This is a genomic window from Streptomyces sp. NPDC020780 (assembly GCF_044334475.1).
Taxonomy (GTDB): domain Bacteria; phylum Actinomycetota; class Actinomycetes; order Streptomycetales; family Streptomycetaceae; genus Streptomyces.
This window is the reverse complement of the sequence record NZ_JBIRTB010000016.1, coordinates 138698-160284: the sequence shown is the minus strand read 5'-3', so window position 1 is coordinate 160284 and position 21587 is coordinate 138698. Positions and strand designations below refer to the sequence as shown.

Sequence of the window (21587 nt, the reverse complement as noted above, 5' to 3'; positions counted from 1 at the left end):
CGCATACGGGCAGTGTTCCCGGCATTGTGGGCCCCAGCTGCATGATCGCTTCAGGGGTGCCATGTGTCTGGACCTCATCCACTGAAGAAGCGAAGGCTACGAAGTGCGTACGTACAGCCCCAAGCCCGGCGATGTCACTCGCCAGTGGCACATCATCGACGCCGAGGACATCGTCCTGGGCCGTCTGGCCACCACGGCTGCGAACCTCCTCCGCGGCAAGCACAAGGCGATCTACGCCCCCCACATGGACATGGGCGACTTCGTCATCATCATCAACGCCGAGAAGGTCCACCTCTCCGGTAACAAGAAGACCCAGAAGATGGCGTACCGCCACTCGGGCTTCCCGGGCGGTCTCCGTTCCGTGCGGTACGACGAGCTCCTCTCGAAGAACCCCGAGAAGGCCGTCGAGAAGGCCATCAAGGGCATGATCCCCAAGAACACCCTGGGCCGTCAGATGCTCTCGAAGCTCAAGGTCTACGCGGGCGACCAGCACCCGCACGCTGCGCAGCAGCCGGTCCCGTTCGAGATCACCCAGGTCGCGCAGTAGTTCCGGCCTCCCCCCTAAGACGTAAAGAAAGATCTGAGGAGAATCGTGGCCGAGACCACTGTTGAGACGACCGCTGACGACGCGGCGGGCACCGAGGGCGAAGAGACCTTCGCCGAGGTGACCACCTTCGAGTCGGAGGTCCCCGTCGAGGGTGAGTACACCTCCGAGTCGCTCGCGGGCCGCTTCGGCGACCCGCAGCCGGCGGCCGGCCTGGGCCGTCGCAAGAACGCCATCGCCCGTGTCCGGATCGTTCCGGGCTCCGGCAAGTGGAAGATCAACGGTCGCACCCTTGAGGACTACTTCCCCAACAAGGTGCACCAGCAGGAAGTCAACGAGCCCTTCAAGGTGCTCGAGCTCGACGGCCGCTACGACGTCATCGCCCGCATCTCGGGTGGCGGCGTCTCCGGTCAGGCCGGTGCCCTGCGCCTCGGCGTGGCCCGCGCGCTGAACGAGGCGGACGTGGACAACAACCGCGCCACGCTGAAGAAGGCCGGCTTCCTCTCCCGCGACGACCGTGCGGTCGAGCGCAAGAAGGCCGGTCTCAAGAAGGCCCGTAAGGCCCCGCAGTACAGCAAGCGCTAAATCGCCTGCTCGTCCGCGTCACACGTTCGCCCCGGCGGCACACCTTCGTGCCGCTGGGGCGTTCGTTTATCGGTCCTCGCGGGCGTATAACGGCTTAAGACGTTTATCGGGCTGGCGGCCTCGACCGCACCTCACACTGCTGCGTTTCGCCTTGCCATGCCCTGTTCTGCTTGCTTTGGTTTTGTGGTTTCGGAGCACCATCGGAGGACACCAGTGGGACGACTTTTCGGCACGGACGGCGTGCGCGGTGTCGCCAACGCGGACTTGACGGCCGAGCTCGCGCTCGGGCTCTCGGTCGCGGCGGCACACGTACTGGCCGAGGCGGGCACCTTCGAAGGGCACCGGCCGACAGCGGTGGTGGGCCGCGACCCGCGCGCGTCCGGGGAGTTCCTGGAGGCCGCCGTCGTGGCGGGCCTGGCCAGTGCGGGCGTCGACGTGCTGCGGGTCGGCGTGCTGCCGACCCCCGCGGTGGCCTACCTCACCGGTGCGCTCGGCGCCGACATCGGTGTCATGCTCTCCGCCAGCCACAACGCCATGCCGGACAACGGCATCAAGTTCTTCGCCCGCGGTGGCCACAAGCTCGCCGACGAGTTGGAGGACCGCATCGAGACGGTCTACGAGCAGCACCGCACCGGCGAGCCCTGGGCCCGCCCGACCGGCGGCGGCGTGGGCCGGGTCACCGACTACACGGAGGGCTTCGACCGGTACGTCGCCCACCTGATCGGCGTGCTCCCCAACCGGCTCGACGGTCTGAAGGTCGTCCTCGACGAGGCGCACGGCGCGGCCGCCCGGGTCTCGCCCGAGGCGTTCGCCCGGGCCGGGGCCGAGGTCGTCACCATCGGCGCCGAGCCGGACGGCCTGAACATCAACGAGGGCTGCGGTTCCACCCACCTGGCGCTGCTGCGGACCGCCGTCGTCGAGCACGGCGCCGACCTCGGCATCGCGCACGACGGCGACGCCGACCGCTGCCTGGCCGTGGACGCGCGGGGCGAGGAGGTCGACGGCGACCAGATCCTGGCCGTGCTCGCCCTCGCCATGCGCGAGGCCGGCCACCTGCGCAAGGACACCGTCGTCGGCACCGTCATGTCGAACCTCGGCTTCAAGATGGCGATGGAGCGGGAAGGCATCAACCTCGTCCAGACCGCCGTCGGTGACCGCTACGTCCTGGAGTCGATGAAGGCCGAGGGCTTCGCGCTCGGCGGCGAACAGTCCGGCCACGTCATCGTCCTGGACCACGCCACCACCGGGGACGGCACGCTGACCGGGCTGATGCTCGCCGCCCGCGTCGCCGCCACCGGCCGCACGCTCGCCGATCTGGCCGGTGTGATGCAGCGCCTCCCGCAGGTCCTCGTCAACGTGCCGGACGTCGACAAGTCCCGCGTGGACACCTCCCCGGAGCTGGCCACCGCCGTCGCCGCGGCCGAACGCGACCTGGGCGACACCGGCCGCGTACTCCTGCGCAAGTCCGGCACCGAGCCGCTGGTCCGGGTCATGGTCGAGGCCGCCGACATCGAGCAGGCCCGTGCCGTGGCCGGACAGCTGGCCGACGTCGTGAAGTCCGCCCTCGGCTGACGTCCCCTCAGCTTGTGTACGGGCCCGGCCTGACGGTCGGGGCCGTACGCCGCTTCAGCCTCCACAGGGCCTTCTGGGCCAGCAGCGTCACCGTCCCCGCCACGACGATGCCCCCCAGGTTGGCCAGCAGCTGCGCCGACGACCCCCAGGTCTGCTGGAGGTCCTGGTAGCTGAAGGCGACCGCGGCGTTGGCGGCGGCGGGCACCGTGGTCACCGAGATGGCCACGCCGATCAGCGCACCGGACTTCGCCGAGGTCAGCGAGAGCGTCCCCGCGACGCCCGCCAGAAGCGCCACGACGAACGACATCCAGTCCGGATGCCAGATGAAGCCGGTGTTGGGCCGGTCCGCCGTGACCATGTCCGCGTTGAACAGCCCGAACGCGTCCATCAGCCAGGAGAACCCCGCCGTCAGCACCATCGCCGCCGCGAAGCCGCCGATCAGTGCCCACAGCGACCGCCCGACCAGCCGCGGGGCACGTTGCACCAGCGCCGTCGAGATCCCGGCCAGGGGGCCGAACTCCGGCCCCACGGCCATCGCGCCCACGATCAGGATGGCGTTGTCGAGCATCACACCGCAGGCGGCGAGCATCGTCGCGACGGCGAGGAACGCCACGTAGGTGGCGCTGAACGTCGACTCCTCGTGCGTCACCTCGGTCAGCTCTTCCCAGAGCACCGCGTCCGCACCCTCACCCGGTGCCTCCCGCTCCGCCTCGTCGGCGTGCGCGGAGAGCGTGAGGTCCATGTTCTCCGCGGTGATCGAGCCGGACCTGTCGATCCCCAGCTCCCGCAGCGCGCCGATCAGCTCGTCGCCCGCCTCCCGCGCCACGTCGCACAGGACCACGTCACCCGCGGGGGCGCGGGCGACACCGGGCAGCACCACGACGTGCGTGGCGCCGACGGTGTGCTCCACCAGCTTCACGACCTCGTCGGTACGGTCGGCGGGCACGATGAGGCGCAGATGCAGCACGGAAAGAACCCCCGGGACTCAGAGTTTGCGCAAGGACAGCCGCCGGACCTTGTGGTCCGCCCCCTTGCGGAGCACCAGAGTGGCACGGCCCCGGGTGGGAGCCACGTTCTCCAGCAGATTGGGCTTGTTGACGGTCCGCCACATCGTGCGCGCGTAGTCCAGCGCCTCCTCCTCCGAGACCTGGGTGTACTTGCGGAAGTACGAGGACGGGTCCTGGAACGCCGTCTCGCGCAGCCGGCGGAAGCGGTGCAGGTACCAGGTCTCGATGTCCTCGGGGCGCGCGTCCACGTACACGCTGAAGTCGAAGTAGTCCGCGAGTCCGACCCTCGTCCGGCCGTCCTTCCCGGGCAGTGCGGGCTGCAGCACGTTCAGCCCCTCGACGATCAGGACGTCGGGCCGGCGCACGGTGAGCCGTTCCCCCGGGACGATGTCGTAGATCAGGTGGGAGTAGACGGGCGCCGTCACCTCGTCCTTGCCGGCCTTGATGTCGGCGACGAACCGGGTCAGCGCCCGCCGGTCGTACGACTCGGGGAAGCCCTTGCGCGACATCAGCCCACGCGCCTTGAGCTCCTCCATCGGCAGCAGGAACCCGTCCGTGGTCACCAGCTCCACCCGGGGGTGCTCCGGCCAGCGTGCCAGCAGGGCCTGCAGGATGCGGGCGCTGGTGGACTTTCCGACGGCGACGCTGCCGGCCACCCCTATGACGAACGGGGTCCCGCGCTGCTCGCCGTGGCCGTTGCCCGCGTCTCCGAGGAAGGTGTTCAGGGCGCCGCGCAGGCCGGAGGTGGCCTGGACGTACAGGTTGAGGAGGCGGGAGAGCGGCAGATAGACGTCCCGGACCTCGTCGAGGTCGATGACGTCACCGAGCCCTCTCAGCCGCTCGACCTCCTCGGCGCTCAGCGGGAGCGGGGTCTTGTCGCGCAGCGCGCTCCACTCCGCCCGGGACAGGTCGACGTAGGGCGTCGGCGCGTGCTCGGTGCGACGGGGGCTCCGTGCGGGCGAAGTGATCACCTGCTCATTGTCGCGGGAGTTGTGCCGCAGCGGGGGGTGGGTTCGGTCACGTGCGGGAGGCCGCCTGCCGGGCCGACGGCCACGGGCGCTGGAACTCGGGCGGCTGGTCCACCACCGGCGCCGCCACGGCCGCCGGCGCATGCGTCGACGTCCGCCGAGCAGGGCGGTGCAGACGGCCCACCCCGTTTCCGTGGGGCGCCGGCGCGGCAGCCGCAGGAAGGCCTCAGGCCGGCAGAGCCGGCTGGCGCGCGTGGAGCGCGAGCCACTTCCTCTCAGACGGCACCACTGCGGTCAAGGGGGCGGTGAGTGGGGGGCTCCGCTCGGGCTGCACCTGTTACGGACGAGCCTCCAGATCGCGGACTGCGGAGGCAGCCCGTACATCGATCCGCGCTACGACCTCGCTTCCGGAGTAAAGTAGGAGTCGCTCATACTTTGAATGGATCCTACTTCAGGGGGATGGCGTGGCCTTCACCGGACGCGGCCGTGAGCTGCGTGTTCTCGGGTCCTGGCTCGACAAGGTCCTGTCGGTCACGGGCGGCAGTGCGGGGCAGGCGCTGGTGGTCAGAGGACGTCGCCGCATCGGCAAAACCCGGCTGGTCCAGGAGTTCTGCGGGCGTTCGGGTCGTCCCTATGTGTTCTTCCAGGCGACGCGTGGCCGACCGGCTCCGCTTTCCCGGCAGGATCTGTTCGATGCCGTAGCCGAGGGAGAAGGCATGGGTGAGTACGGCGCGGCCCTTGCGCACGCCGTGCCTCCCGAGGACTGGGTGCGTACCCTCGCGGCGGTCGCCGCGGCGTTGCCCGTGGACGAGCCGGTGATTCTCGTCCTGGACGAGGTGCCGTGGCTGGCGGAGGCCGATGCCGGGTTCGATGCCGCTCTCAAGACCGCTTGGGACATGCATCTGTCCGCGAAGCCCGTTCTTCTGCTTCTGCTCGGATCGGACCTTGCCATGATGGATCGGCTGACGTCGTACGATCACCCGTTCTACGGGAGAGCAGGCCAGTACACGGTGGGACCGCTGAGCCCGGCTGATGTCCAGGACTCCACCGGTCTGGAGGCCGCGGACGCTCTGGACGCCTATCTGCTCACCGGGGGTTTCCCGGAAGTCGTGACCGACTGGCGGGCAGGCGAATCAGTCAGTGGCTACCTGCGGCGGCAGGTCGAGGACCCCTCCTCCGTGCTGCTGACGACGGGCGAGCGCTCCCTGGCTGCGGAGTTTCCCGCACGGCTGCAGGCAGGCAGGGTGCTGCGGGCGATCGGATCGGGTGAACGGGCCTTCTCCGGCATCGCGGCGAGTACCGGGGGCACGGATGGGCAGCCACTCGCTCATGGGACTCTCGCTCCGATACTGAACGAACTCACCGAGGTGAAAAGGATTGTGGCCGCGGACCTTCCGCTGTCCACACGGCCTGCCCCCAAACTCAAGCGGTACCGGATCGCCGATACCTACCTGCGGTTCTGGCTCGCGCACCTGGAGAACGCCGTCGCGCAGGCCGAGCGCGGCAGGGGTGAGGTCTCGGCCGCCCGGATCAGCCGGTCGTGGGCGTCGTGGCGGGGGCGTGCGGTGGAACCCGTGATCAGAGAGGCGCTGCTGCGCAAGCTGCCTGACGATCTCTTCCCTGGAGTGAACGAGGTGGGCGGTTGGTGGAACCGCCAGAACAATCCCGAGGTGGACCTCGTCGGCGCGGACGCTGAGCCTGTCGCCGGCGCGATCCATTTCGTCGGATCGGTGAAATGGCGGGACGACGCCCCGTTCGGGGCCCGGGATCTCGCCGCGCTTTCCACGGCGGCCGAGCAGGTACCGGGTGCGGGGGACGCGGCTCTGGTGGCCGTCAGCCGCAGGCCGCCCACGGCCGCGGCCAGGCGCGAACTGGCGGCGTGTTGGGGACCGGATCAGGTGGTTGACGCGTGGAGATGACCTGACCCCGGGGGTGGACGAGGCCGTGGCGGTGCGAACGCTGCCGTGCAGCGGTGAAGACAAGGGCCCCGGCCCTCACACGCCGTCCGGACGCTCGCGGAGCAGGGCCCGGAGCGCCAGGGCCGTCCGGTCCGCCTGCTCGGCCGTCACGCGCTCGGACTCCGGGGCCCGGAGCAATGCGAAGACTCCCGGCCCTCTTTGTTCCTGCGGCAGGTCCGCCGTGCGCGGCACGATGTGGAAGTGCACATGGGAGAAGCCCTCGGCCTCGGCGAACTGCACGACGTAGGTCTTGTCGCAGCCGGTCACGTCGCGGAGCGCCCGGGAGAGGCCGACCTGCCACCTCCCGAGAGTGAAGGCCTCCGCGTCGGTGAGGTCGTGAACGGCCGTGACGTGGCGACGTGGTAGCAGCACCAGCCAGCCCGGGACCGCTGTGTCGAAGGCATGGGCCACCCGCCAGTGCTGATCGTGGACCACGCACTCCCGGGGCGGCAGTGCGTCGAACTGCGCTTCCCTGGTACACACGTAACACTCGGCTGTCGTCATGGACCGAGAGCGTAGAACCGCCCGGCCGGGAACGCGCCGGTCTTCGCGGTCAACCCCTCCGCCGTCCGAAGAGCGCGCCCAGCCGGGAGGCGGCCGTACGTCGCACCCTGCTGCGGTCTCCGGCCGGGGGATGTCCTCCGGGGCGCGGAGCGGCATACGGATGACCGCGGCCGGCGGTACAGCGGCGTAGATGACGGCCGTGCGCTGCCGCAGGGGCTCGGGCGTCGAAGACGCGTGGGCACGCAGACGGGTGGCGGGCGGCGGTGAGTGGGAAGCCGCAGGTCAGCAGGGCGCGACGGCAGGGCGACAGGCACGTTCCGGCGGCCTGCCGGACCCCGACACACGCCGGACCCTGGGCTCCGGTAGGCAGGGGCCTTATGGTGCCGATATGTGTGGAATCGTGGGTTACGTCGGGATGCAGCCGGCGCAGGACGTCGTCGTGGCGGGGCTCAAGCGGCTGGAGTACCGGGGGTACGACTCTGCCGGGATCGCCGTCCTCGCCGACGGCGGGCTCGCCACGGCCAAGAAGGCGGGCAAGCTCCTCAACCTGGAGAAGGAGCTCAAGAACCGGCCGCTTCCGGGTGGGAACACCGGCCTCGGGCACACCCGTTGGGCCACGCACGGCGGCCCGACCGATACCAACGCGCACCCGCACCTCGACAACGCGGGCCGGGTCGCCGTCGTGCACAACGGGATCATCGAGAACTTCGCCGCGCTGCGCGAGGAACTGGCCGGGCGCGGCCACGACCTCGCCTCCGAGACCGACACCGAGGTCGTGGCCCATCTGCTGGCGGAGGCGTACTCCTCCGGCGGGGACCCGGCCGAGGCGATGCGGCAGGTGTGCCGCCGGCTGGAGGGGGCGTTCACCCTGGTCGCCGTCCTCGCGGACGAGCCCGACGTGGTCGTCGGGGCGCGGCGGAACTCGCCGCTCGTGGTGGGTGTGGGGGATGGGGAGATGTTCCTGGCCTCCGACGTGGCCGCCTTCATCGCCCACACCCGGGACGCGATCGAGCTCGGCCAGGACCAGGTGGTGGAGCTGCGCCGGGACGGGGCCACCGTCACCGGGTTCGACGGCCGGCCCGCCGAGGTGCGCGCGTACCACGTGGACTGGGACGCGTCCGCCGCCGAGAAGGGCGGCTACGCCTCCTTCATGCTCAAGGAGATCGCCGACCAGCCCAAGGCCGTCGCCGACACGCTCCTCGGCCGGATCGACGCGGAGGGGGTGCTCCGGCTGGACGAGGTACGCATCCCGCCCGGGGTGCTCCGCGAGGTCGACAAGGTCGTCGTCGTCGCCTGCGGGACGGCGTTCCACGCCGGGATGATCGCCAAGTACGCCATCGAGCACTGGACCAGGCTCCCCTGCGAGACCGAGCTGGCCAGCGAGTTCCGCTACCGCGACCCGATCCTGGGCCCGCGCACCCTCGTCGTCGCGATCTCGCAGTCCGGCGAGACCATGGACACGCTGATGGCGGTACGGCACGCCCGCGAGCAGGGCGCGAAGGTCCTCGCCATCTGCAACACGAACGGCTCGACGATCCCGAGGGAGTCCGACGCGGTCCTGTACACGCACGCCGGGCCCGAGGTCGCCGTCGCCTCCACCAAGGCGTTCCTGACGCAGCTCGTCGCCTGCTACCTCGTCGCCCTGTACCTGGGGCAGGTGCGCGGCACCAAGTGGGGCGACGAGATCCGCACCGTCGTGCGCCAGCTCTCCGAGATGTCGGGCGCGGTCGAACGGGTGCTCGGGACCATGGAGCCCGTACGGGAGCTGGCGCGCTCCCTCGCCGACCGCGGCACCGTGCTCTTCGTGGGCCGGCACGTCGGCTACCCGGTGGCCCTGGAGGGCGCGTTGAAGCTCAAGGAGCTCGCGTACATGCACGCCGAGGGCTTCGCCGCCGGGGAGCTCAAGCACGGGCCGATCGCGCTCCTCGACGACGGACTGCCGGTCGTCGTGATCGTGCCGTCCCCACGCGGCCGTTCTGTGCTCCACGGCAAGATCGTGTCCAACATCCAGGAGATCCGGGCACGGGGCGCGCGTACCGTGGTCATCGCCGAGGAGGGCGACGAGGCGGTCGTCCCGTACGCCGACCACCTCATCCGGATCCCCGTCACGCCTACGCTGCTTCAGCCGCTGGTCGCCACCGTGCCGTTGCAGGTCTTCGCCTGCGAACTGGCGACCGCCCGGGGCAACGAGGTGGACCAGCCGCGCAACCTGGCGAAGTCCGTGACAGTCGAGTGAGTGAGTGAGTGGGCGCGTGATCATTGGGGTCGGGATCGATGTGGCGGAGATCGAACGCTTCGGCGCGGCGCTGGAGCGCACGCCCCAGCTGGCCGGTCGGCTGTTCCTGGAGCGGGAGTTGCTGCTGCCCGGCGGGGAGCGGCGGGGGATCGCCTCGCTGGCGGCCCGGTTCGCGGCGAAGGAGGCCCTGGCCAAGGCCCTCGGCGCCCCGGGCGGGCTGCTCTGGACGGATGCCGAGGTCTGCGTCGAGGACAGCGGGCAGCCGAGGCTGGAGGTCCGGGGAACCGTCGCGGCACGGGCGGACGAACTCGGCGTACGCACCTGGCACGTATCCCTCAGCCACGACGCGGGGGTGGCGTCCGCCGTGGTGATCGCGGAGGGTTGAGCACATGCGACATGCGTACAGCGTTCAGACCGTACGGGCCGCCGAACAGGCCCTGATGACACGGCTGCCGGACGGCGCCCTCATGCAGCGCGCCGCCGCCGGCCTGGCGGTTGCCTGCGGAGACCTGCTCCGGCGCAACGGCCGGGTGTACGGGTCCCGGGTCCTCCTCCTCGTCGGCAGCGGCGACAACGGCGGTGACACCCTGTACGCCGGGGCCCGGCTGGCCCGGCGCGGGGCGGGTGTCCGTGCTCTGCTGACCTCCGCGGACAAGGTCCACCGGGCCGGGCTGGCCGCGCTCCTGGCGGCGGGCGGCCAGGTCCTGGACGACCCCGGCGGATTCGGCCCGGTCGACCTCGTCGTCGACGGCATCACCGGCATCGGCGGACGTGGCGGCCTGCGTCCCGATGCCGAGGAACTGGTGCGGGCGGTCACCCGCGGCCATGCGCCCGTCCTCGCCGTCGACCTGCCGAGCGGTGTCGACGCGGACACCGGCCAGGTGGAGGGCGCGGCCGTACGGGCGGACGCGACCGTCACCTTCGGCACGTACAAACCCGCCCTGCTCGTCGACCCCGCGGCCGAGTACGCGGGCGCCCTGCGGCTCGTCGACATCGGCCTGGGCCCCGAACTGCCCGCGCGGTCCGACCTGGAGGCCCTCCAGTACGCGGACGTCGCCGGCCTCCTGCCCCTGCCGGCCGGCGAGAGCGACAAGTACCGGCGCGGCGTGGTCGGGGTGGCCGCCGGCTCGCAGCGGTACCCGGGGGCGGCGGTCCTCGCGGTCGCGGGCGCGCTGCGCGGCGGCGCGGGAGCCGTGCGGTACGCGGGCCCCGGAGCCGACGCGGTGATCGCCCGCTTCCCGGAGACCCTCGTGCACCCCGGGCCGCCGTCGCGGGCCGGGCGGGTGCAGGCGTGGGTGGTCGGACCGGGGCTCGGCGACGGCACGCAGGCCGAAGCCGCCGTCTCCGACGTGCTCGCCGCCGACGTCCCCGTCCTGGTCGACGCCGACGGGCTGCGGCTCATGGACGCCGGAGCCGTACGGGCGCGCACCGCGGCCACGGTGCTCACCCCGCACGCCGGGGAGGCCGCCGCGCTGCTCGGCGTCCCGCGCGAGGAGGTCGAGGCGGGGCGGCTCGCCGCCGTCCGCGAACTGGCCTCCCGCTACCGGGCGACGGTGCTGCTCAAGGGCTCGACGACCCTGGTCGCGGAGGACGGCGACGCGCCCGTGCGGGTCAACCCGACCGGCACGGCCTGGCTGGCCACCGCGGGCAGCGGCGACGTGCTCTCCGGGCTGACGGGCTCCCTGCTCGCCGCGGGCCTCGCCCCGCGCGACGCCGCCTCGGTGGGCGCCTACCTGCACGGGCTCGCCGCCCGCAGGACGGCGGACGGCGCGCCGGTCGCGGCGCAGGACGTCGCGGACGCGATCCCGGCGGCCTGGCGGGACGTACGGGCCTGAGCGACGCTGGGGGGGGATCCGAACGGGACGGTGATCGGTGTGGGAAGCGGGACGACGGTACGCGTACGGCGGGTGTACGACCCGCCGGGGGACGACGACGGACCCGGGTCCTCGTCGACCGGCTCCGGCCGCGGGGGATTTCCAAGGAACACGCCGCCCTCGACTCGGGGGCCAGGGAGGTGACGCCCTCGAAGGAACTCCGCTCCTGGTACCACGAGGACCCCACCGGCTCGCGCTACGACGACTTCGTGGACCGCTACCGCACCGAGCTCGGTGACCCCGCCCACGCCCGGGCCGTCGGCGACCTCGTCGCACTGGTCCGCGAGGGCGGGCCGGTCACCCTGGTCACCGTCGTGAAAGACGTGGAGTCCAGCCTCGTCCCCGTCCTGGTCGACCAGGTGGAGCACACGCTCGGACATCGGTGACCGCCTCACGGGCCGGGACGCCGGGGGCACCGGCGTACGGCTCTGAGAGACTGGACGCGATGAACGAGACAGCGACCACGAGAGCCCGTGCCGAGATCGACCTCGCCGCGTTGCGCGCCAATGTGCGCGCCCTGCGCGCGCGGGCGTCCGGGGCGCAGCTCATGGCGGTGGTGAAGTCCGACGCCTACGGGCACGGCGCGGTGCGCTGCGCCGAGGCCGCGCTGGAGGCGGGCGCGACGTGGCTGGGAACCGCCACACCCCAGGAGGCGCTCGCCCTGCGTGCGGCCGGGCTCGGCGGCCGGGTGATGTGCTGGCTCTGGACACCGGGCGGCCCGTGGCGCGAGGCGATCGAGGCCGGTATCGACGTGTCGGTGAGCGGGATGTGGGCGCTCGGGGAGGTCGTCGCCGCCGCCACGGAGGCCGGCGTCCCGGCCCGGGTCCAGCTCAAGGCCGACACGGGACTGGGGCGCAACGGCTGCCAGCCCGCCGACTGGCCGGAGCTCGTCTCCGCCGCCCGCGCCGCCGAGGACGAGGGTGTCCTGCGCGTTACGGGCCTCTGGTCCCACTTCGCCTGCGCCGACGAACCGGGCCACCCCTCGATCACCCCGCAGCTGAACGTCTTCCGCGACATGGTGGCGTACGCCGAGAAGGAGGGCGTGCGGCCCGAGGTGCGGCACATGGCCAACTCCCCGGCGACCCTCACGCTCCCGGAGTCCCACTTCGACCTCGTACGTACCGGGATCGCGATGTACGGCATCTCGCCCAGCCCCGAACTGGGCGCGCCGGCGGACTTCGGGCTGCGCCCCGTCATGACGCTCTCCGCCTCCGTGGCCCTGGTCAAGCAGGTGCCCCCGGGCCACGGCATCAGCTACGGGCACCACTACACGACGCCGGCCGAGACGACCCTCGCGCTGGTGCCCGTCGGCTACGCGGACGGTGTCCCGCGCCATGCCTCGGGCCGGGGTCCCGTCCTCGTGGCGGGGCGGCTGCGGACCGTGGCGGGCCGCGTGGCGATGGACCAGTTCGTGGTCGACCTCGGGGGCGACACCCCGGCGCCGGGCGCGGAGGCGGTGCTGTTCGGCCCCGGGGACCGGGGGGAGCCGAGCGCCGAGGACTGGGCGGTGGCGGCGGACACGATCGCGTACGAGATCGTCACGCGCATCGGCGGGCGGGTCCCCCGGGTCTACGTCGGCGCGGGTGGCACGGGCGGGGCCGGCGGCGCGCCGCACGCGGGCGACGGCCGGGACTAGGCCGTGTTCCGGAAGTCCCGTCCGCCCGGAGACACCTGGCACGCACACGCGCCGTGCTGCCGGGGTCGCTCCGGTACCGGGGCGCCCCGCCTCGTGCGGTCGTACGCACCGGACGCCGCCGGGTCCGCCCTCCGGGCGGGCGGCGCTACGTCCGGCACACGCCTCAGGTGTACGGCCCCGGGAGGCCGGACAGGCGGCAGGCCGGGCCGACGACAACGACGAGGGAGCACGGCAGGTGAGTGAGACCAGCGCGGGGGACGTGTCCGCGGCGACGGCGGCCGCCGCGGCGGGCTGGCGGCGGGCGGGCCTCGCCGGGGCGGCGATAGGCGTCGTCGCCGCCGGCGCGGCGGCCGGAGTCGCCGTCGAGCGGCTCACGGTGGGCCGCGGCATGCGTAAGAGGGCGCGCCTGGCCCTGGACGCCGCCGGCCCGTACGGGGCGCTGCGCGGACTGCCCGGCCGGGCGGTGGCGGACGACGGCACCGAGCTGTACTACGAGGTCGAAGAGGTCGAAGCCGACGGCCCGCCGGGCGCGCCCGGCGGGCGGGCCCCGGCCGGCTCCGGCCCGCGCCGGCGCCGGCTCTTCGGCATCAAGGCACCGACGCCCGTGACCGTGGTCTTCAGCCACGGCTACTGCCTCGGCCAGGACTCCTGGCACTTCCAGCGGGCAGCGCTGCGCGGTCTGGTCCGCACGGTCCACTGGGACCAGCGCAGCCACGGCCGCTCCGAGCGCGGCAGGTCGCAGGCCGAGGGCGTACCGATCGGCATCGACCAGCTCGGCCGCGACCTGAAGACGGTCATCGACGCGGCGGCCCCCGAGGGACCGCTGGTGCTGGTGGGGCACTCGATGGGCGGCATGACGATAATGGCCCTCGCCGACCGGTATCCGGAGCTGATCCGTGACCGGGTCGCCGCCGTCGCCTTCGTCGGCACGTCGAGCGGGAAACTCGGTGAGGTGAACTTCGGGCTGCCGGTGGCCGGAGTCAACGCGGTCCGCCGGGTGCTGCCCGGTGTGCTGAAGGCGCTCGGCTCGCAGGCGGAGCTGGTGGAACGCGGGCGGCGGGCGACCGCCGACCTGTTCGCCGGGCTGATCAAGCGGTACTCGTTCGGATCGCGGGACGTGGACCCGGCGGTCGCCCGGTTCGCGGAGCGGCTCATCGAGTCGACGCCGATCGACGTGGTCGCCGAGTTCTATCCGGCCTTCACCGAGCACGACAAGAGCGGGGCGCTGCCCGCCTTCCGCGAGATCCCCGTCCTGATCCTGGCGGGCGACAAGGATCTGGTGACGCCCAGCTCGCACAGCGAGGCCATCGCGGACGTACTCCCGGACGCGGAGTTGGTCATCGTGCCGGACGCCGGTCACCTGGTGATGCTGGAGCACCCCGAGACGGTCACCGACCGGCTCGCGGACCTTCTGGTACGGATCGGCGCGGTACCGGCCTGAGGCGGGTTCCGCAGCAGGGGGTGCCGGGGCTGGTCCTCCGCCCCGCGACCGCGGGCACCGGACGACGCCGGGGCCCGTCCTGCGGGCGGCCGGCACTCCGTCCGGAACGCGCCCCGGACATCCTGACCGTCCGACGGCCTCGCCGCCCGCCGGGGGCGAGGCCGTAACGTTGGACGGCATGGAAGCAGCAGCACACGACACCGCCGCCCCGGGCGCCGTCACCCTGGACCTCGCCGTCGAGTCCCCCGAACAGATGCGGGACCTGGGCCGCCGCATCGCCGGAGTGCTGGCCCCCGGCGACCTGGTGATGCTCACCGGCGAGCTCGGCGCGGGCAAGACCACCCTGACCCGGGGCCTCGGCGAGGGCCTCGGGGTACGCGGCGCCGTCACCTCGCCCACCTTCGTGATCGCCCGGGTCCACCCGCCGCTGGGCGCGGGCCCCGCCCTGGTCCACGTCGACGCGTACCGCCTGGGCGGGGGCCTGGACGAGATGGAGGACCTGGACCTCGACGTGTCGCTGCCGGACTCGGTGGTCGTCGTGGAGTGGGGCGAAGGCAAGGTCGAGGAGCTGTCGGACGACCGGCTCCACGTGGTGATCGACCGTGCCGTCGGCGACACGGACGACGAGCGCCGCACGGTGACCCTGGTGGGTGTCGGGGCGCGCTGGGCGGAGCTGCCGACGGAGCTGGCCGCGGTCTGACACCTGCCGGGAGGACGGCCGGGGCCGCTCCGCGCCGACATTTTCCGACAGGGTGTCGGTAACATGTTGCGTGAGAGGCGCCGGCCGTGTTCACATGGGTGGGAGACTTGGTTAGGCTTACCTAACTTCCACCGGCCGGGTCTCCCGTCCGAGCCCGAGGAGGCATGTCATGCCGGTACCCGAGCGAGAAGCGCGACCGCGGTCGCCGCAGGCCGAGCCGCCGCCACCGTCCGAGGTGACGATGCGGGACCTGCTGGCCTCCTGCGCCGCCGCGACGGCGGTCTCGACACCCCCGCGCGACGGGGGCCACCCGAACCTGGACGAGGACGGGCACGAGGACGACGGGCGGGGGCACCTGACCGCCGGACGTGACGCCGCCTGAGGGTCTCCCGCAGTTGCCGGCGGATCCGCGACGAGAGCTACTCGTACTTCGCCGCGTCGTCGGAACGTCCGCATGCGTCCGGGGCCGGTTCGGACGCCGCCGCGCCTGGCGGGGTACCGCCGTGCCGAGGGCTCGAGTCCCGACGGACCGCGCCCGTCCGTCACCGCGGGGCGAGGGCTAGGGGACGACGACGACCTTGGCGCCGACCGTCGCGAAGGTCCACATCGCATTGCCGTCGGGGCGCTTCATCCGCACCCCGCCGGTCTTCAGCGTCGGGTCCGGGCTCGGCATCGAGCCGTCCTGCGCGGCGCTGAAGCCCACGGAGACATCGCCGACGTTCGCGAAACGCACCACGTGTTCGATCAGTACGCCGTCCGAGCCCTTGATGCTGCCGGACCGTGAGGTCACCCCGTAGACGCCGGGCGGCGGGCTGACCGCGCTCGGCATGACCGTGAACGTCCGGAGCGCCTTCTCCGTGTCGTCCACGAGCCAGACCCGCCGGTCCTTCAGCGCGTACACCACCCGCGTCCCGGTACCCGAGTCCGCGGGGACCGCGAGCGGCCGCGGCGGGGGAGAGGGCTTCGGGGAGGGCGAGGCCGCCGCGGTTCCGGAGGCGCCCGGGGAGGGGGCGGCGACCGAGTCCGGCGCGTTCGCCGAGGCCTGGTAGGCGAGGAAACAGACCGCGGCCACCGCCGCGGCGGTGAGCCCGGCCACGATTCCCGAGCTGCCCCTTGCCACCGTAAGCTCCCCTTTCGCATGCCGTCCGTCGTAAGTCGTACAAGCATTTACGTCGTACATGCGTGTACCCGGGCGACGCTACCAGCAGCGGAAGGGCGTATCGGGACGACGTACGGGGCGGGCGTACCCGAGTCGGCGGAGCCGTAGGCTGTTTGTGTGCTCCTGCTCGCCGTGGATACCGCCACCCCCGCCGTCACCGTCGCCCTCCACGACGGAACCTCCGTCGTCGCCGAAACCGGCCAGGTCGACGCCCGAAGGCACGGGGAGCTGCTGCTGCCCGCCGTCGACCGCGTCCTCACCGAGGCCGGACTGAAGCTCGACGCCGTGACGGACGTCGTCGTCGGGGTCGGGCCCGGCCCCTACACGGGGCTCCGCGTCGGCCTGGTCACCGCGGCGACCTTCGGCTCCGCCCTCTCCGTCCCCGTGCACGGCGTGTGCACGCTCGACGGCCTCGCGTACGCCGCCGGCCTGGACGGCCTCGAAGGACCGTTCGCCGTCGCCACGGACGCGCGCCGCAAGGAGGTCTACTGGGCGAGGTACGAGGACGCCCGCACCCGGACCGGTGAGCCCGGCGTGGACCGGCCCGCCGACATCGCCGGCCGGCTCACCGGCCTGCCGGTCGTCGGCGCGGGCGCCCTGCTCTACCCGGACGCGTTCCCCGACGCCCGGGGCCCCGAGCACGTGCGGGCCGGGGCGCTCGCCGCCCTCGCCGCCGAACGCCTCGCCGCGGGGACCGGCCTGCTGCCGCCGCAGCCGCTCTACCTGCGCAGGCCCGACGCCCAGGTCCCGAAGAACTACAAGGTGGTCACCCCCCGGTGACGACCACGACCGCTGTGCTCCGCGAGATGCGCTGGTGGGACATCGACCCGGTGCTGGAGCTCGAACACGAACTGTTCCCCGAGGACGCCTGGTCGGCCGGCATGTTCTGGTCCGAGCTGGCGCGGGCCCGCGGCCCGCAGGCCACCCACCGCTACGTCGTCGCCGAGGACCCCGGGAGCGGCCGGATCGTCGGCTACGCGGGCCTCGCCACGGCCGGTGACCTCGCCGACGTGCAGACGATCGCCGTCAGCCGGGGCCAGTGGGGCGGCGGTCTCGGATCCGAACTCCTGACCGACCTGCTCAGACACGCCACCGCCCTCGAGTGCACCGCGGTGCTCCTGGAGGTCCGTGTCGACAACACCCGCGCGCAGAAGCTCTACGAACGCTTCGGCTTCGAACCCATCGGCTTCCGCCGGGGCTACTACCAGCCGGGGAACGTCGACGCACTCGTCATGCGGCTGACCGTACAAGGAACAGAGACTGACTGATGGCTGACGAACCGCTCGTACTCGGTATCGAAACCTCCTGCGACGAGACCGGCGTCGGCATCGTGCGGGGGACCACACTGCTCGCCGACGCCGTCGCCTCCAGCGTCGACACGCACGCCCGCTACGGCGGTGTCGTCCCGGAGATCGCCTCCCGCGCGCACCTGGAGGCGATGGTCCCCACCATCGAGCGTGCCCTGAAGGAGGCCGGCGTCAGCGCCCGCGACCTCGACGGCATCGCGGTCACGGCGGGCCCCGGGCTGGCCGGCGCGCTGCTCGTCGGCGTCTCGGCCGCCAAGGCGTACGCGTACGCGCTGAACAAGCCGCTCTACGGGGTGAACCACCTCGCCTCCCACATCTGCGTCGACCAGCTGGAACACGGCCCGCTCCCCGAGCCGACCATGGCGCTGCTGGTCAGCGGGGGACACTCCTCGCTGCTGCTGGCCCCCGACATCACCCGCGACGTACGGCCGCTCGGCGCGACCATCGACGACGCGGCGGGCGAGGCGTTCGACAAGATCGCCCGTGTGCTGGACCTCGGCTTCCCCGGCGGTCCGGTCATCGACCGGCTGGCGAAGGAGGGCGACCCGAAGGCGATCGCGTTCCCTCGCGGGCTGAGCGGCTCCCGGGACCCCGCGTACGACTTCTCCTTCTCCGGCCTCAAGACCTCCGTGGCGCGCTGGATCGAGGCAAGGCGGGCGGCCGGCGAGGACGTGCCCGTACGGGACGTCGCCGCGTCCTTCCAGGAGGCGGTCGTCGACGTGCTCACCCGCAAGGCCGTCCGCGCCTGCAAGGACGAGGGCGTCGATCACCTGATGATCGGCGGCGGAGTCGCGGCCAACTCGCGGCTGCGGGCCCTGGCCGAGGAACGCTGCGAACGGGCCGGGATCAGGCTGCGCGTGCCCCGGCCCGGGCTGTGCACCGACAACGGGGCGATGGTCGCCGCGCTGGGCGCGGAGATGGTGGCCCGCAACCGCCCCGCCTCCGACCTGGAACTCTCGGCGGACTCCTCGCTGCCGGTCACCGAACCCCACGTCCCCGGCGCGGACGCCCACGAGCACGTGCACGAGATCAGCAAGGACAACCTCTACTCATGAGCGGCACGACCGTCGCCCTGATGTGGGAGGCCCGGGCCGCCGAGGGCCGCGGCCCGGAACTCCTGGAGTGGGCCCGGGCCAGGGCCGGAGAGCTGGCCCGGCCCCCGCTGCGCGCCGAACTCCTGCGCGCCCCGCAGGACCGGGTGCTCGTCCTCACCTGGTGGGAGGCGGCGTACGGGGACGACCTGCCCGAGCTGCCCGAACCCGACGCCGCGCTGATCACCCGGCCCGTGCACCGCTGGCGCTTCGAGTCCCTCGGCCCGGCGGGCGGCTGACCGGACCCCGGTGGCCGCGCCGGACGATCTCCCGGAAGAATTTTTCGGGGAGGTGTCGATCCGGGCCCTCCCCGTTCGACGCAGGGGTGAGAGGCGGGAACAGCCCGCCGCGCGATCCGAGGAGAAGAAGTGCCGCGCTATCTGACGATGATCCGTATGGACGAGAACAACACCCCCGCGGAGGGCCCCAGCGAGGGCCTGATGCAGCGCATGGGCGAGCTCATCGAGGAGATGACGAAGGCCGGCGTCCTGCTGGACACCGCCGGGCTCACCCCGACCTCTCAGGGAACCAGGGTCACCTGGTCCAACGGCGAGTTCACCGTCACCGACGGGCCGTTCACCGAGACGAAGGAAGTCGTCGGCGGTTACGCCCTCATCGAGGCGAAGGACAAGGCGGAGGCCCTGGAGTGGACCAAGCGCTTCCTGGCGACCCACGAGGAGTACTGGAACGTCACCTCCGAGATCCGCGAGATCGCCCAAGGCTGACGGGCGGGGGTCCCACCGCACCCGGGCGGGGCGGCAGCCGTTTGCCGACCCCGCCCCCGGCTGCTCTGATGGGTGGCCGTGACAGAAGTGAGCAGTGCCGTCGAAGCCGTGTTCCGCATCGAGTCGGCGCGGATCATCGCCGCGACGGCGCGCGTCGTACGGGACGTGGGCATCGCCGAGGAGCTCGCGCAGGACGCCCTCGTCGCGGCGCTGGAGCAGTGGCCGCGTACCGGCGTCCCGGACCGGCCCGGTGCCTGGCTCACGGCCGCGGCGAAGCACCGGGCGATCGACCTCGTACGCCGCAAGGAGACCTACGCCCGCAAGCTCGCCGAGGTCGGACGGGCCCTGGAGGACGTGCCGCCGCCCGAGCCCGCCGACCCCGAGGACATCGACGACGACCTGCTCCGGCTGGTCTTCACCTCCTGCCACCCGGTGCTCCCGACCGAGGGGCGCGTCGCCCTCACCCTGCGGCTGCTCGGCGGACTGACCACCGGTGAGATCGCACGCGCCTTCCTGGCCACGGAGCCGGCCGTCGCCCAGCGCATCGTCCGCGCCAAACGGACCCTGGGCCGGGCCGGGGTCCCCTTCGAGGTGCCCGACGGTGCCGAGCGGGCCGCCCGCCTCGGCTCCGTACTCGACGTCATCTACCTGATCTTCAACGAGGGGTACGCGGCGACCGCGGGTGACGACTGGCTGCGCCCCGCGCTGTGCGAGGACGCGCTGCGGCTGGCCCGGCTGCTGGCCGGTCTGATGGAGCGTGAGCCCGAGGTGCAGGGGCTGGTGGCCCTGCTGGAGCTGCAGGCCTCACGGACCAGGGCCAGGACGGGGGCCGACGGCGCGCCCGTCCTGCTCGCGGACCAGAACCGCTCGCGCTGGGACCGGCTGCTGATCCGACGGGGGTTCGCCGCCCTGGAACGGGCGCACGCGGCGGGCGGCGCCCCTGGCCCGTACGCCCTGCAGGCCGCGATCGCCGCGTGCCACGCCCGCGCGGTCCGCTACGAGGACACGGACTGGGCGACGATCGCCGCCCTGTACGGCACCCTGGCGAAGACCGCGCCGTCGCCCGTGGTGGAACTGAACCGCGCGGTGGCCGTCTCCATGGCCGAGGGCCCCGCGGCGGGCCTCGCCCTGACGGACGCGCTCACGCACGACCCGGCGCTCACCGCGTATCACCTGCTGCCCAGCGTGCGCGGTGACCTGCTGGAGCGGCTGGGGCGGCGTGAGGAGGCGCGGGCGGAGTTCCTGTGGGCGGCGGAGCTGACCCGCAACGCGCGTGAGCGGGCGCTGCTGCTCGCCCGCGCCCAGGGCGTGTCGCGATGAGTTCCGGCGCCGGAGGGGGTCTACCGTGCACCGCGTCCTTCCGCGTGCCGAGTGGACACCGCGTCCCGCGGCCCGTGGGAGACACGGGACGGGAAGCACCCCACCGAGCGAGGAGAGACCCATGCAGAAGATCAAGACCTTCCTGTGGTTCGACGACCAGGCCGAGGAAGCCGCGGAGTTCTACGTCTCGGTCTTCGGCGGGGACTCCCGTGTCCAGAACGTCACCCACTACGCCGAGGGCGCCCCGGTCGAGGCGGGCAGGGTCATGACCGTGGAGTTCCGCCTCGCCGGCACGGAGTACGTCGCCCTCAACGGCGGCCCGCAGTTCCCGTTCACCGAGGCGATCTCCCTGACCGTCGACTGCGAGGACCAGGCGGAGGTCGACCGGCTGTGGGCCGCGCTCACCGAGGGCGGCGAGGAGGGCCAGTGCGGGTGGCTCAAGGACAAGTACGGCCTGTCGTGGCAGATCGTCCCGCGCGGCATGGTCGAGCTGTTCGCCGACCCGGATCGGGCCAAGGCGGAGCGGGCCATGAAGGCCATGATGGGAATGCGGAAGCTGGACATCGAGGCGGTCCGGAACGCCTGAGAGCCGGTCGGCACGTGCGCCTCCCGGGAAAGGGGCGCACGCTGGAAGAAGGATTCTTCCGGGAGGTGACCGTCATGATGGAGACCACGGTCGGCTGGCACGTCGAGCTGGAGTTCGAGGAGGACACCCACCGCACCCGTGCGGCCGCACTCGTACGGCTGAGCGACGGGACCGAGGTCCGGGCTCACGGCTACGCCAGCCGGCACCCCTCCGACGCGGAACAGCCGAGAGTCGGTGAGGAGATCGCGGGTGCCCGCGCGCTCAACGAACTGGCGATGAAGCTGCTCACCAAGGCGCACGACGAGATCGACGAGGCGGCGGGCCGGACCTCGTACCCGCTGACCTGAGCTGAGCTGAGCTGACCGGGCCGGCCC

At 72.5% G+C, this 21587-nt stretch carries 23 protein-coding genes and 1 pseudogene; 20 read left to right on the top strand and 4 right to left on the bottom strand.

Going from position 1 to position 21587, the window contains the following annotated elements; all coding sequences use genetic code 11:
- Nucleotides 1-103: 103 nt before the first annotated feature.
- The 3 genes from rplM (at nucleotide 104) to glmM (ending at nucleotide 2701) form a co-directional block, all read left to right on the top strand.
- Entirely contained in the window at nucleotides 104-547 is a 444-nt protein-coding gene (gene rplM, locus ACH4VO_RS27320; RefSeq protein WP_030914195.1) for a 50S ribosomal protein L13, read from the top strand.
- Nucleotides 548-592: 45 nt separating this feature from the next.
- Nucleotides 593-1129, top strand: a complete 537-nt coding sequence (gene rpsI / locus ACH4VO_RS27315; RefSeq protein WP_398441553.1) for a 30S ribosomal protein S9 — start codon at nucleotides 593-595, stop codon at nucleotides 1127-1129.
- A gap of 213 nt (nucleotides 1130-1342) precedes the next feature.
- Nucleotides 1343-2701 carry a phosphoglucosamine mutase gene (gene glmM, locus ACH4VO_RS27310; RefSeq protein ID WP_360997991.1) on the top strand — a complete coding sequence of 453 codons (1359 nt, stop codon included), beginning with the start codon at nucleotides 1343-1345 and terminating at the stop codon, nucleotides 2699-2701.
- 7 nt (nucleotides 2702-2708) lie between these two features.
- Here the strand turns inward: glmM and ACH4VO_RS27305 are convergent, their stop codons facing one another.
- Entirely contained in the window at nucleotides 2709-3668 is a 960-nt protein-coding gene (locus tag ACH4VO_RS27305; protein WP_360997992.1) for a DUF389 domain-containing protein, read from the bottom strand.
- Nucleotides 3669-3686: 18 nt separating this feature from the next.
- Nucleotides 3687-4679 carry a type I pantothenate kinase gene (gene coaA, locus ACH4VO_RS27300; protein WP_360997994.1) on the bottom strand — a complete coding sequence of 331 codons (993 nt, stop codon included), beginning with the start codon at nucleotides 4677-4679 and terminating at the stop codon, nucleotides 3687-3689.
- A 461-nt stretch (nucleotides 4680-5140) separates the two neighbouring features.
- Between coaA and ACH4VO_RS27295 the strand changes: the two genes are divergently transcribed.
- A complete protein-coding gene (locus ACH4VO_RS27295; protein WP_360997996.1) occupies nucleotides 5141-6595 on the top strand; it encodes an ATP-binding protein in 1455 nt (484 codons plus the stop codon).
- A 75-nt stretch (nucleotides 6596-6670) separates the two neighbouring features.
- Here ACH4VO_RS27295 and ACH4VO_RS27290 read toward each other — a convergent pair whose 3' ends face one another.
- Entirely contained in the window at nucleotides 6671-7138 is a 468-nt protein-coding gene (locus ACH4VO_RS27290) for an HIT family protein (protein WP_360997997.1), read from the bottom strand.
- Nucleotides 7139-7526: 388 nt separating this feature from the next.
- Between ACH4VO_RS27290 and glmS the strand changes: the two genes are divergently transcribed.
- The 8 genes and pseudogenes from glmS (at nucleotide 7527) to ACH4VO_RS27250 (ending at nucleotide 15407) form a co-directional block, all read left to right on the top strand.
- Nucleotides 7527-9374 (top strand): glutamine--fructose-6-phosphate transaminase (isomerizing), encoded by a 1848-nt coding sequence (glmS, locus tag ACH4VO_RS27285; protein WP_360997999.1) that lies wholly within the window; start codon nucleotides 7527-7529, stop codon nucleotides 9372-9374.
- Nucleotides 9375-9390: 16 nt separating this feature from the next.
- Nucleotides 9391-9759 (top strand): holo-ACP synthase, encoded by a 369-nt coding sequence (locus tag ACH4VO_RS27280; protein ID WP_360998001.1) that lies wholly within the window; start codon nucleotides 9391-9393, stop codon nucleotides 9757-9759.
- A gap of 4 nt (nucleotides 9760-9763) precedes the next feature.
- Nucleotides 9764-11209: an NAD(P)H-hydrate dehydratase gene (locus ACH4VO_RS27275; RefSeq protein ID WP_360998003.1), complete on the top strand. Its 1446-nt coding sequence runs from the start codon at nucleotides 9764-9766 to the stop codon at nucleotides 11207-11209.
- A 39-nt stretch (nucleotides 11210-11248) separates the two neighbouring features.
- A pseudogene (locus tag ACH4VO_RS27270) lies at nucleotides 11249-11634 on the top strand (DUF488 domain-containing protein).
- A 59-nt stretch (nucleotides 11635-11693) separates the two neighbouring features.
- On the top strand, nucleotides 11694-12884 hold the full coding sequence (gene alr / locus ACH4VO_RS27265; RefSeq protein ID WP_360998004.1) for an alanine racemase: 1191 nt from the start codon (nucleotides 11694-11696) through the stop codon (nucleotides 12882-12884).
- 235 nt (nucleotides 12885-13119) lie between these two features.
- The gene (locus ACH4VO_RS27260; RefSeq protein ID WP_360998006.1) at nucleotides 13120-14325 is read left to right on the top strand and encodes an alpha/beta hydrolase; all 1206 of its coding nucleotides are present in this window, start codon (nucleotides 13120-13122) and stop codon (nucleotides 14323-14325) included.
- A gap of 178 nt (nucleotides 14326-14503) precedes the next feature.
- Nucleotides 14504-15025 carry a tRNA (adenosine(37)-N6)-threonylcarbamoyltransferase complex ATPase subunit type 1 TsaE gene (gene tsaE / locus ACH4VO_RS27255; RefSeq protein ID WP_360998008.1) on the top strand — a complete coding sequence of 174 codons (522 nt, stop codon included), beginning with the start codon at nucleotides 14504-14506 and terminating at the stop codon, nucleotides 15023-15025.
- A gap of 169 nt (nucleotides 15026-15194) precedes the next feature.
- The gene (locus ACH4VO_RS27250; RefSeq protein WP_360998010.1) at nucleotides 15195-15407 is read left to right on the top strand and encodes a hypothetical protein; all 213 of its coding nucleotides are present in this window, start codon (nucleotides 15195-15197) and stop codon (nucleotides 15405-15407) included.
- A 177-nt stretch (nucleotides 15408-15584) separates the two neighbouring features.
- Here ACH4VO_RS27250 and ACH4VO_RS27245 read toward each other — a convergent pair whose 3' ends face one another.
- Entirely contained in the window at nucleotides 15585-16121 is a 537-nt protein-coding gene (locus tag ACH4VO_RS27245) for a hypothetical protein (RefSeq protein WP_360998028.1), read from the bottom strand.
- 180 nt (nucleotides 16122-16301) lie between these two features.
- Between ACH4VO_RS27245 and tsaB the strand changes: the two genes are divergently transcribed.
- The 8 genes from tsaB to ACH4VO_RS27205 all read left to right on the top strand — a co-directional run bounded on the left by tsaB (nucleotide 16302) and on the right by ACH4VO_RS27205 (nucleotide 21560).
- Entirely contained in the window at nucleotides 16302-16964 is a 663-nt protein-coding gene (tsaB, locus tag ACH4VO_RS27240) for a tRNA (adenosine(37)-N6)-threonylcarbamoyltransferase complex dimerization subunit type 1 TsaB (protein WP_360998011.1), read from the top strand.
- Nucleotides 16961-17452: a ribosomal protein S18-alanine N-acetyltransferase gene (gene rimI, locus ACH4VO_RS27235; protein WP_360998013.1), complete on the top strand. Its 492-nt coding sequence runs from the start codon at nucleotides 16961-16963 to the stop codon at nucleotides 17450-17452. The genes tsaB and rimI overlap by 4 nt, the downstream gene beginning before the upstream one ends.
- Nucleotides 17452-18546, top strand: a complete 1095-nt coding sequence (tsaD, locus tag ACH4VO_RS27230) for a tRNA (adenosine(37)-N6)-threonylcarbamoyltransferase complex transferase subunit TsaD (protein ID WP_360998015.1) — start codon at nucleotides 17452-17454, stop codon at nucleotides 18544-18546. The genes rimI and tsaD overlap by 1 nt, the downstream gene beginning before the upstream one ends.
- The gene (locus tag ACH4VO_RS27225; RefSeq protein WP_069171130.1) at nucleotides 18543-18821 is read left to right on the top strand and encodes a hypothetical protein; all 279 of its coding nucleotides are present in this window, start codon (nucleotides 18543-18545) and stop codon (nucleotides 18819-18821) included. Before tsaD ends, ACH4VO_RS27225 begins: the two co-directional genes overlap by 4 nt.
- 129 nt (nucleotides 18822-18950) lie before the next feature.
- A complete protein-coding gene (locus ACH4VO_RS27220) occupies nucleotides 18951-19307 on the top strand; it encodes a YciI family protein (protein WP_069171129.1) in 357 nt (118 codons plus the stop codon).
- A gap of 78 nt (nucleotides 19308-19385) precedes the next feature.
- On the top strand, nucleotides 19386-20627 hold the full coding sequence (locus ACH4VO_RS27215; RefSeq protein WP_360998017.1) for a DUF6596 domain-containing protein: 1242 nt from the start codon (nucleotides 19386-19388) through the stop codon (nucleotides 20625-20627).
- Nucleotides 20628-20748: 121 nt separating this feature from the next.
- Entirely contained in the window at nucleotides 20749-21213 is a 465-nt protein-coding gene (locus ACH4VO_RS27210; protein WP_360998019.1) for a VOC family protein, read from the top strand.
- Nucleotides 21214-21287: 74 nt separating this feature from the next.
- Nucleotides 21288-21560 carry a DUF1876 domain-containing protein gene (locus tag ACH4VO_RS27205; RefSeq protein WP_069172051.1) on the top strand — a complete coding sequence of 91 codons (273 nt, stop codon included), beginning with the start codon at nucleotides 21288-21290 and terminating at the stop codon, nucleotides 21558-21560.
- Nucleotides 21561-21587 lie beyond the last annotated feature (27 nt).

What these genes read in the sequence shown, in the direction of transcription:
- ACH4VO_RS27290 (WP_360997997.1), bottom strand. Translation starts at nt 7,138, where the DNA reads ATGACGACAGCCGAGTGTTACGTGTGTACCAGGGAAGCGCAGTTCGAC.
- tsaD (WP_360998015.1), top strand. Translation starts at nt 17,452, where the DNA reads ATGGCTGACGAACCGCTCGTACTCGGTATCGAAACCTCCTGCGACGAG.
- ACH4VO_RS27275 (WP_360998003.1), top strand. Translation starts at nt 9,764, where the DNA reads ATGCGACATGCGTACAGCGTTCAGACCGTACGGGCCGCCGAACAGGCC.
- alr (WP_360998004.1), top strand. Translation starts at nt 11,694, where the DNA reads ATGAACGAGACAGCGACCACGAGAGCCCGTGCCGAGATCGACCTCGCC.
- ACH4VO_RS27210 (WP_360998019.1), top strand. Translation starts at nt 20,749, where the DNA reads ATGCAGAAGATCAAGACCTTCCTGTGGTTCGACGACCAGGCCGAGGAA.
- ACH4VO_RS27250 (WP_360998010.1), top strand. Translation starts at nt 15,195, where the DNA reads ATGCCGGTACCCGAGCGAGAAGCGCGACCGCGGTCGCCGCAGGCCGAG.
- ACH4VO_RS27205 (WP_069172051.1), top strand. Translation starts at nt 21,288, where the DNA reads ATGATGGAGACCACGGTCGGCTGGCACGTCGAGCTGGAGTTCGAGGAG.
- ACH4VO_RS27225 (WP_069171130.1), top strand. Translation starts at nt 18,543, where the DNA reads ATGAGCGGCACGACCGTCGCCCTGATGTGGGAGGCCCGGGCCGCCGAG.
- glmS (WP_360997999.1), top strand. Translation starts at nt 7,527, where the DNA reads ATGTGTGGAATCGTGGGTTACGTCGGGATGCAGCCGGCGCAGGACGTC.
- tsaE (WP_360998008.1), top strand. Translation starts at nt 14,504, where the DNA reads ATGGAAGCAGCAGCACACGACACCGCCGCCCCGGGCGCCGTCACCCTG.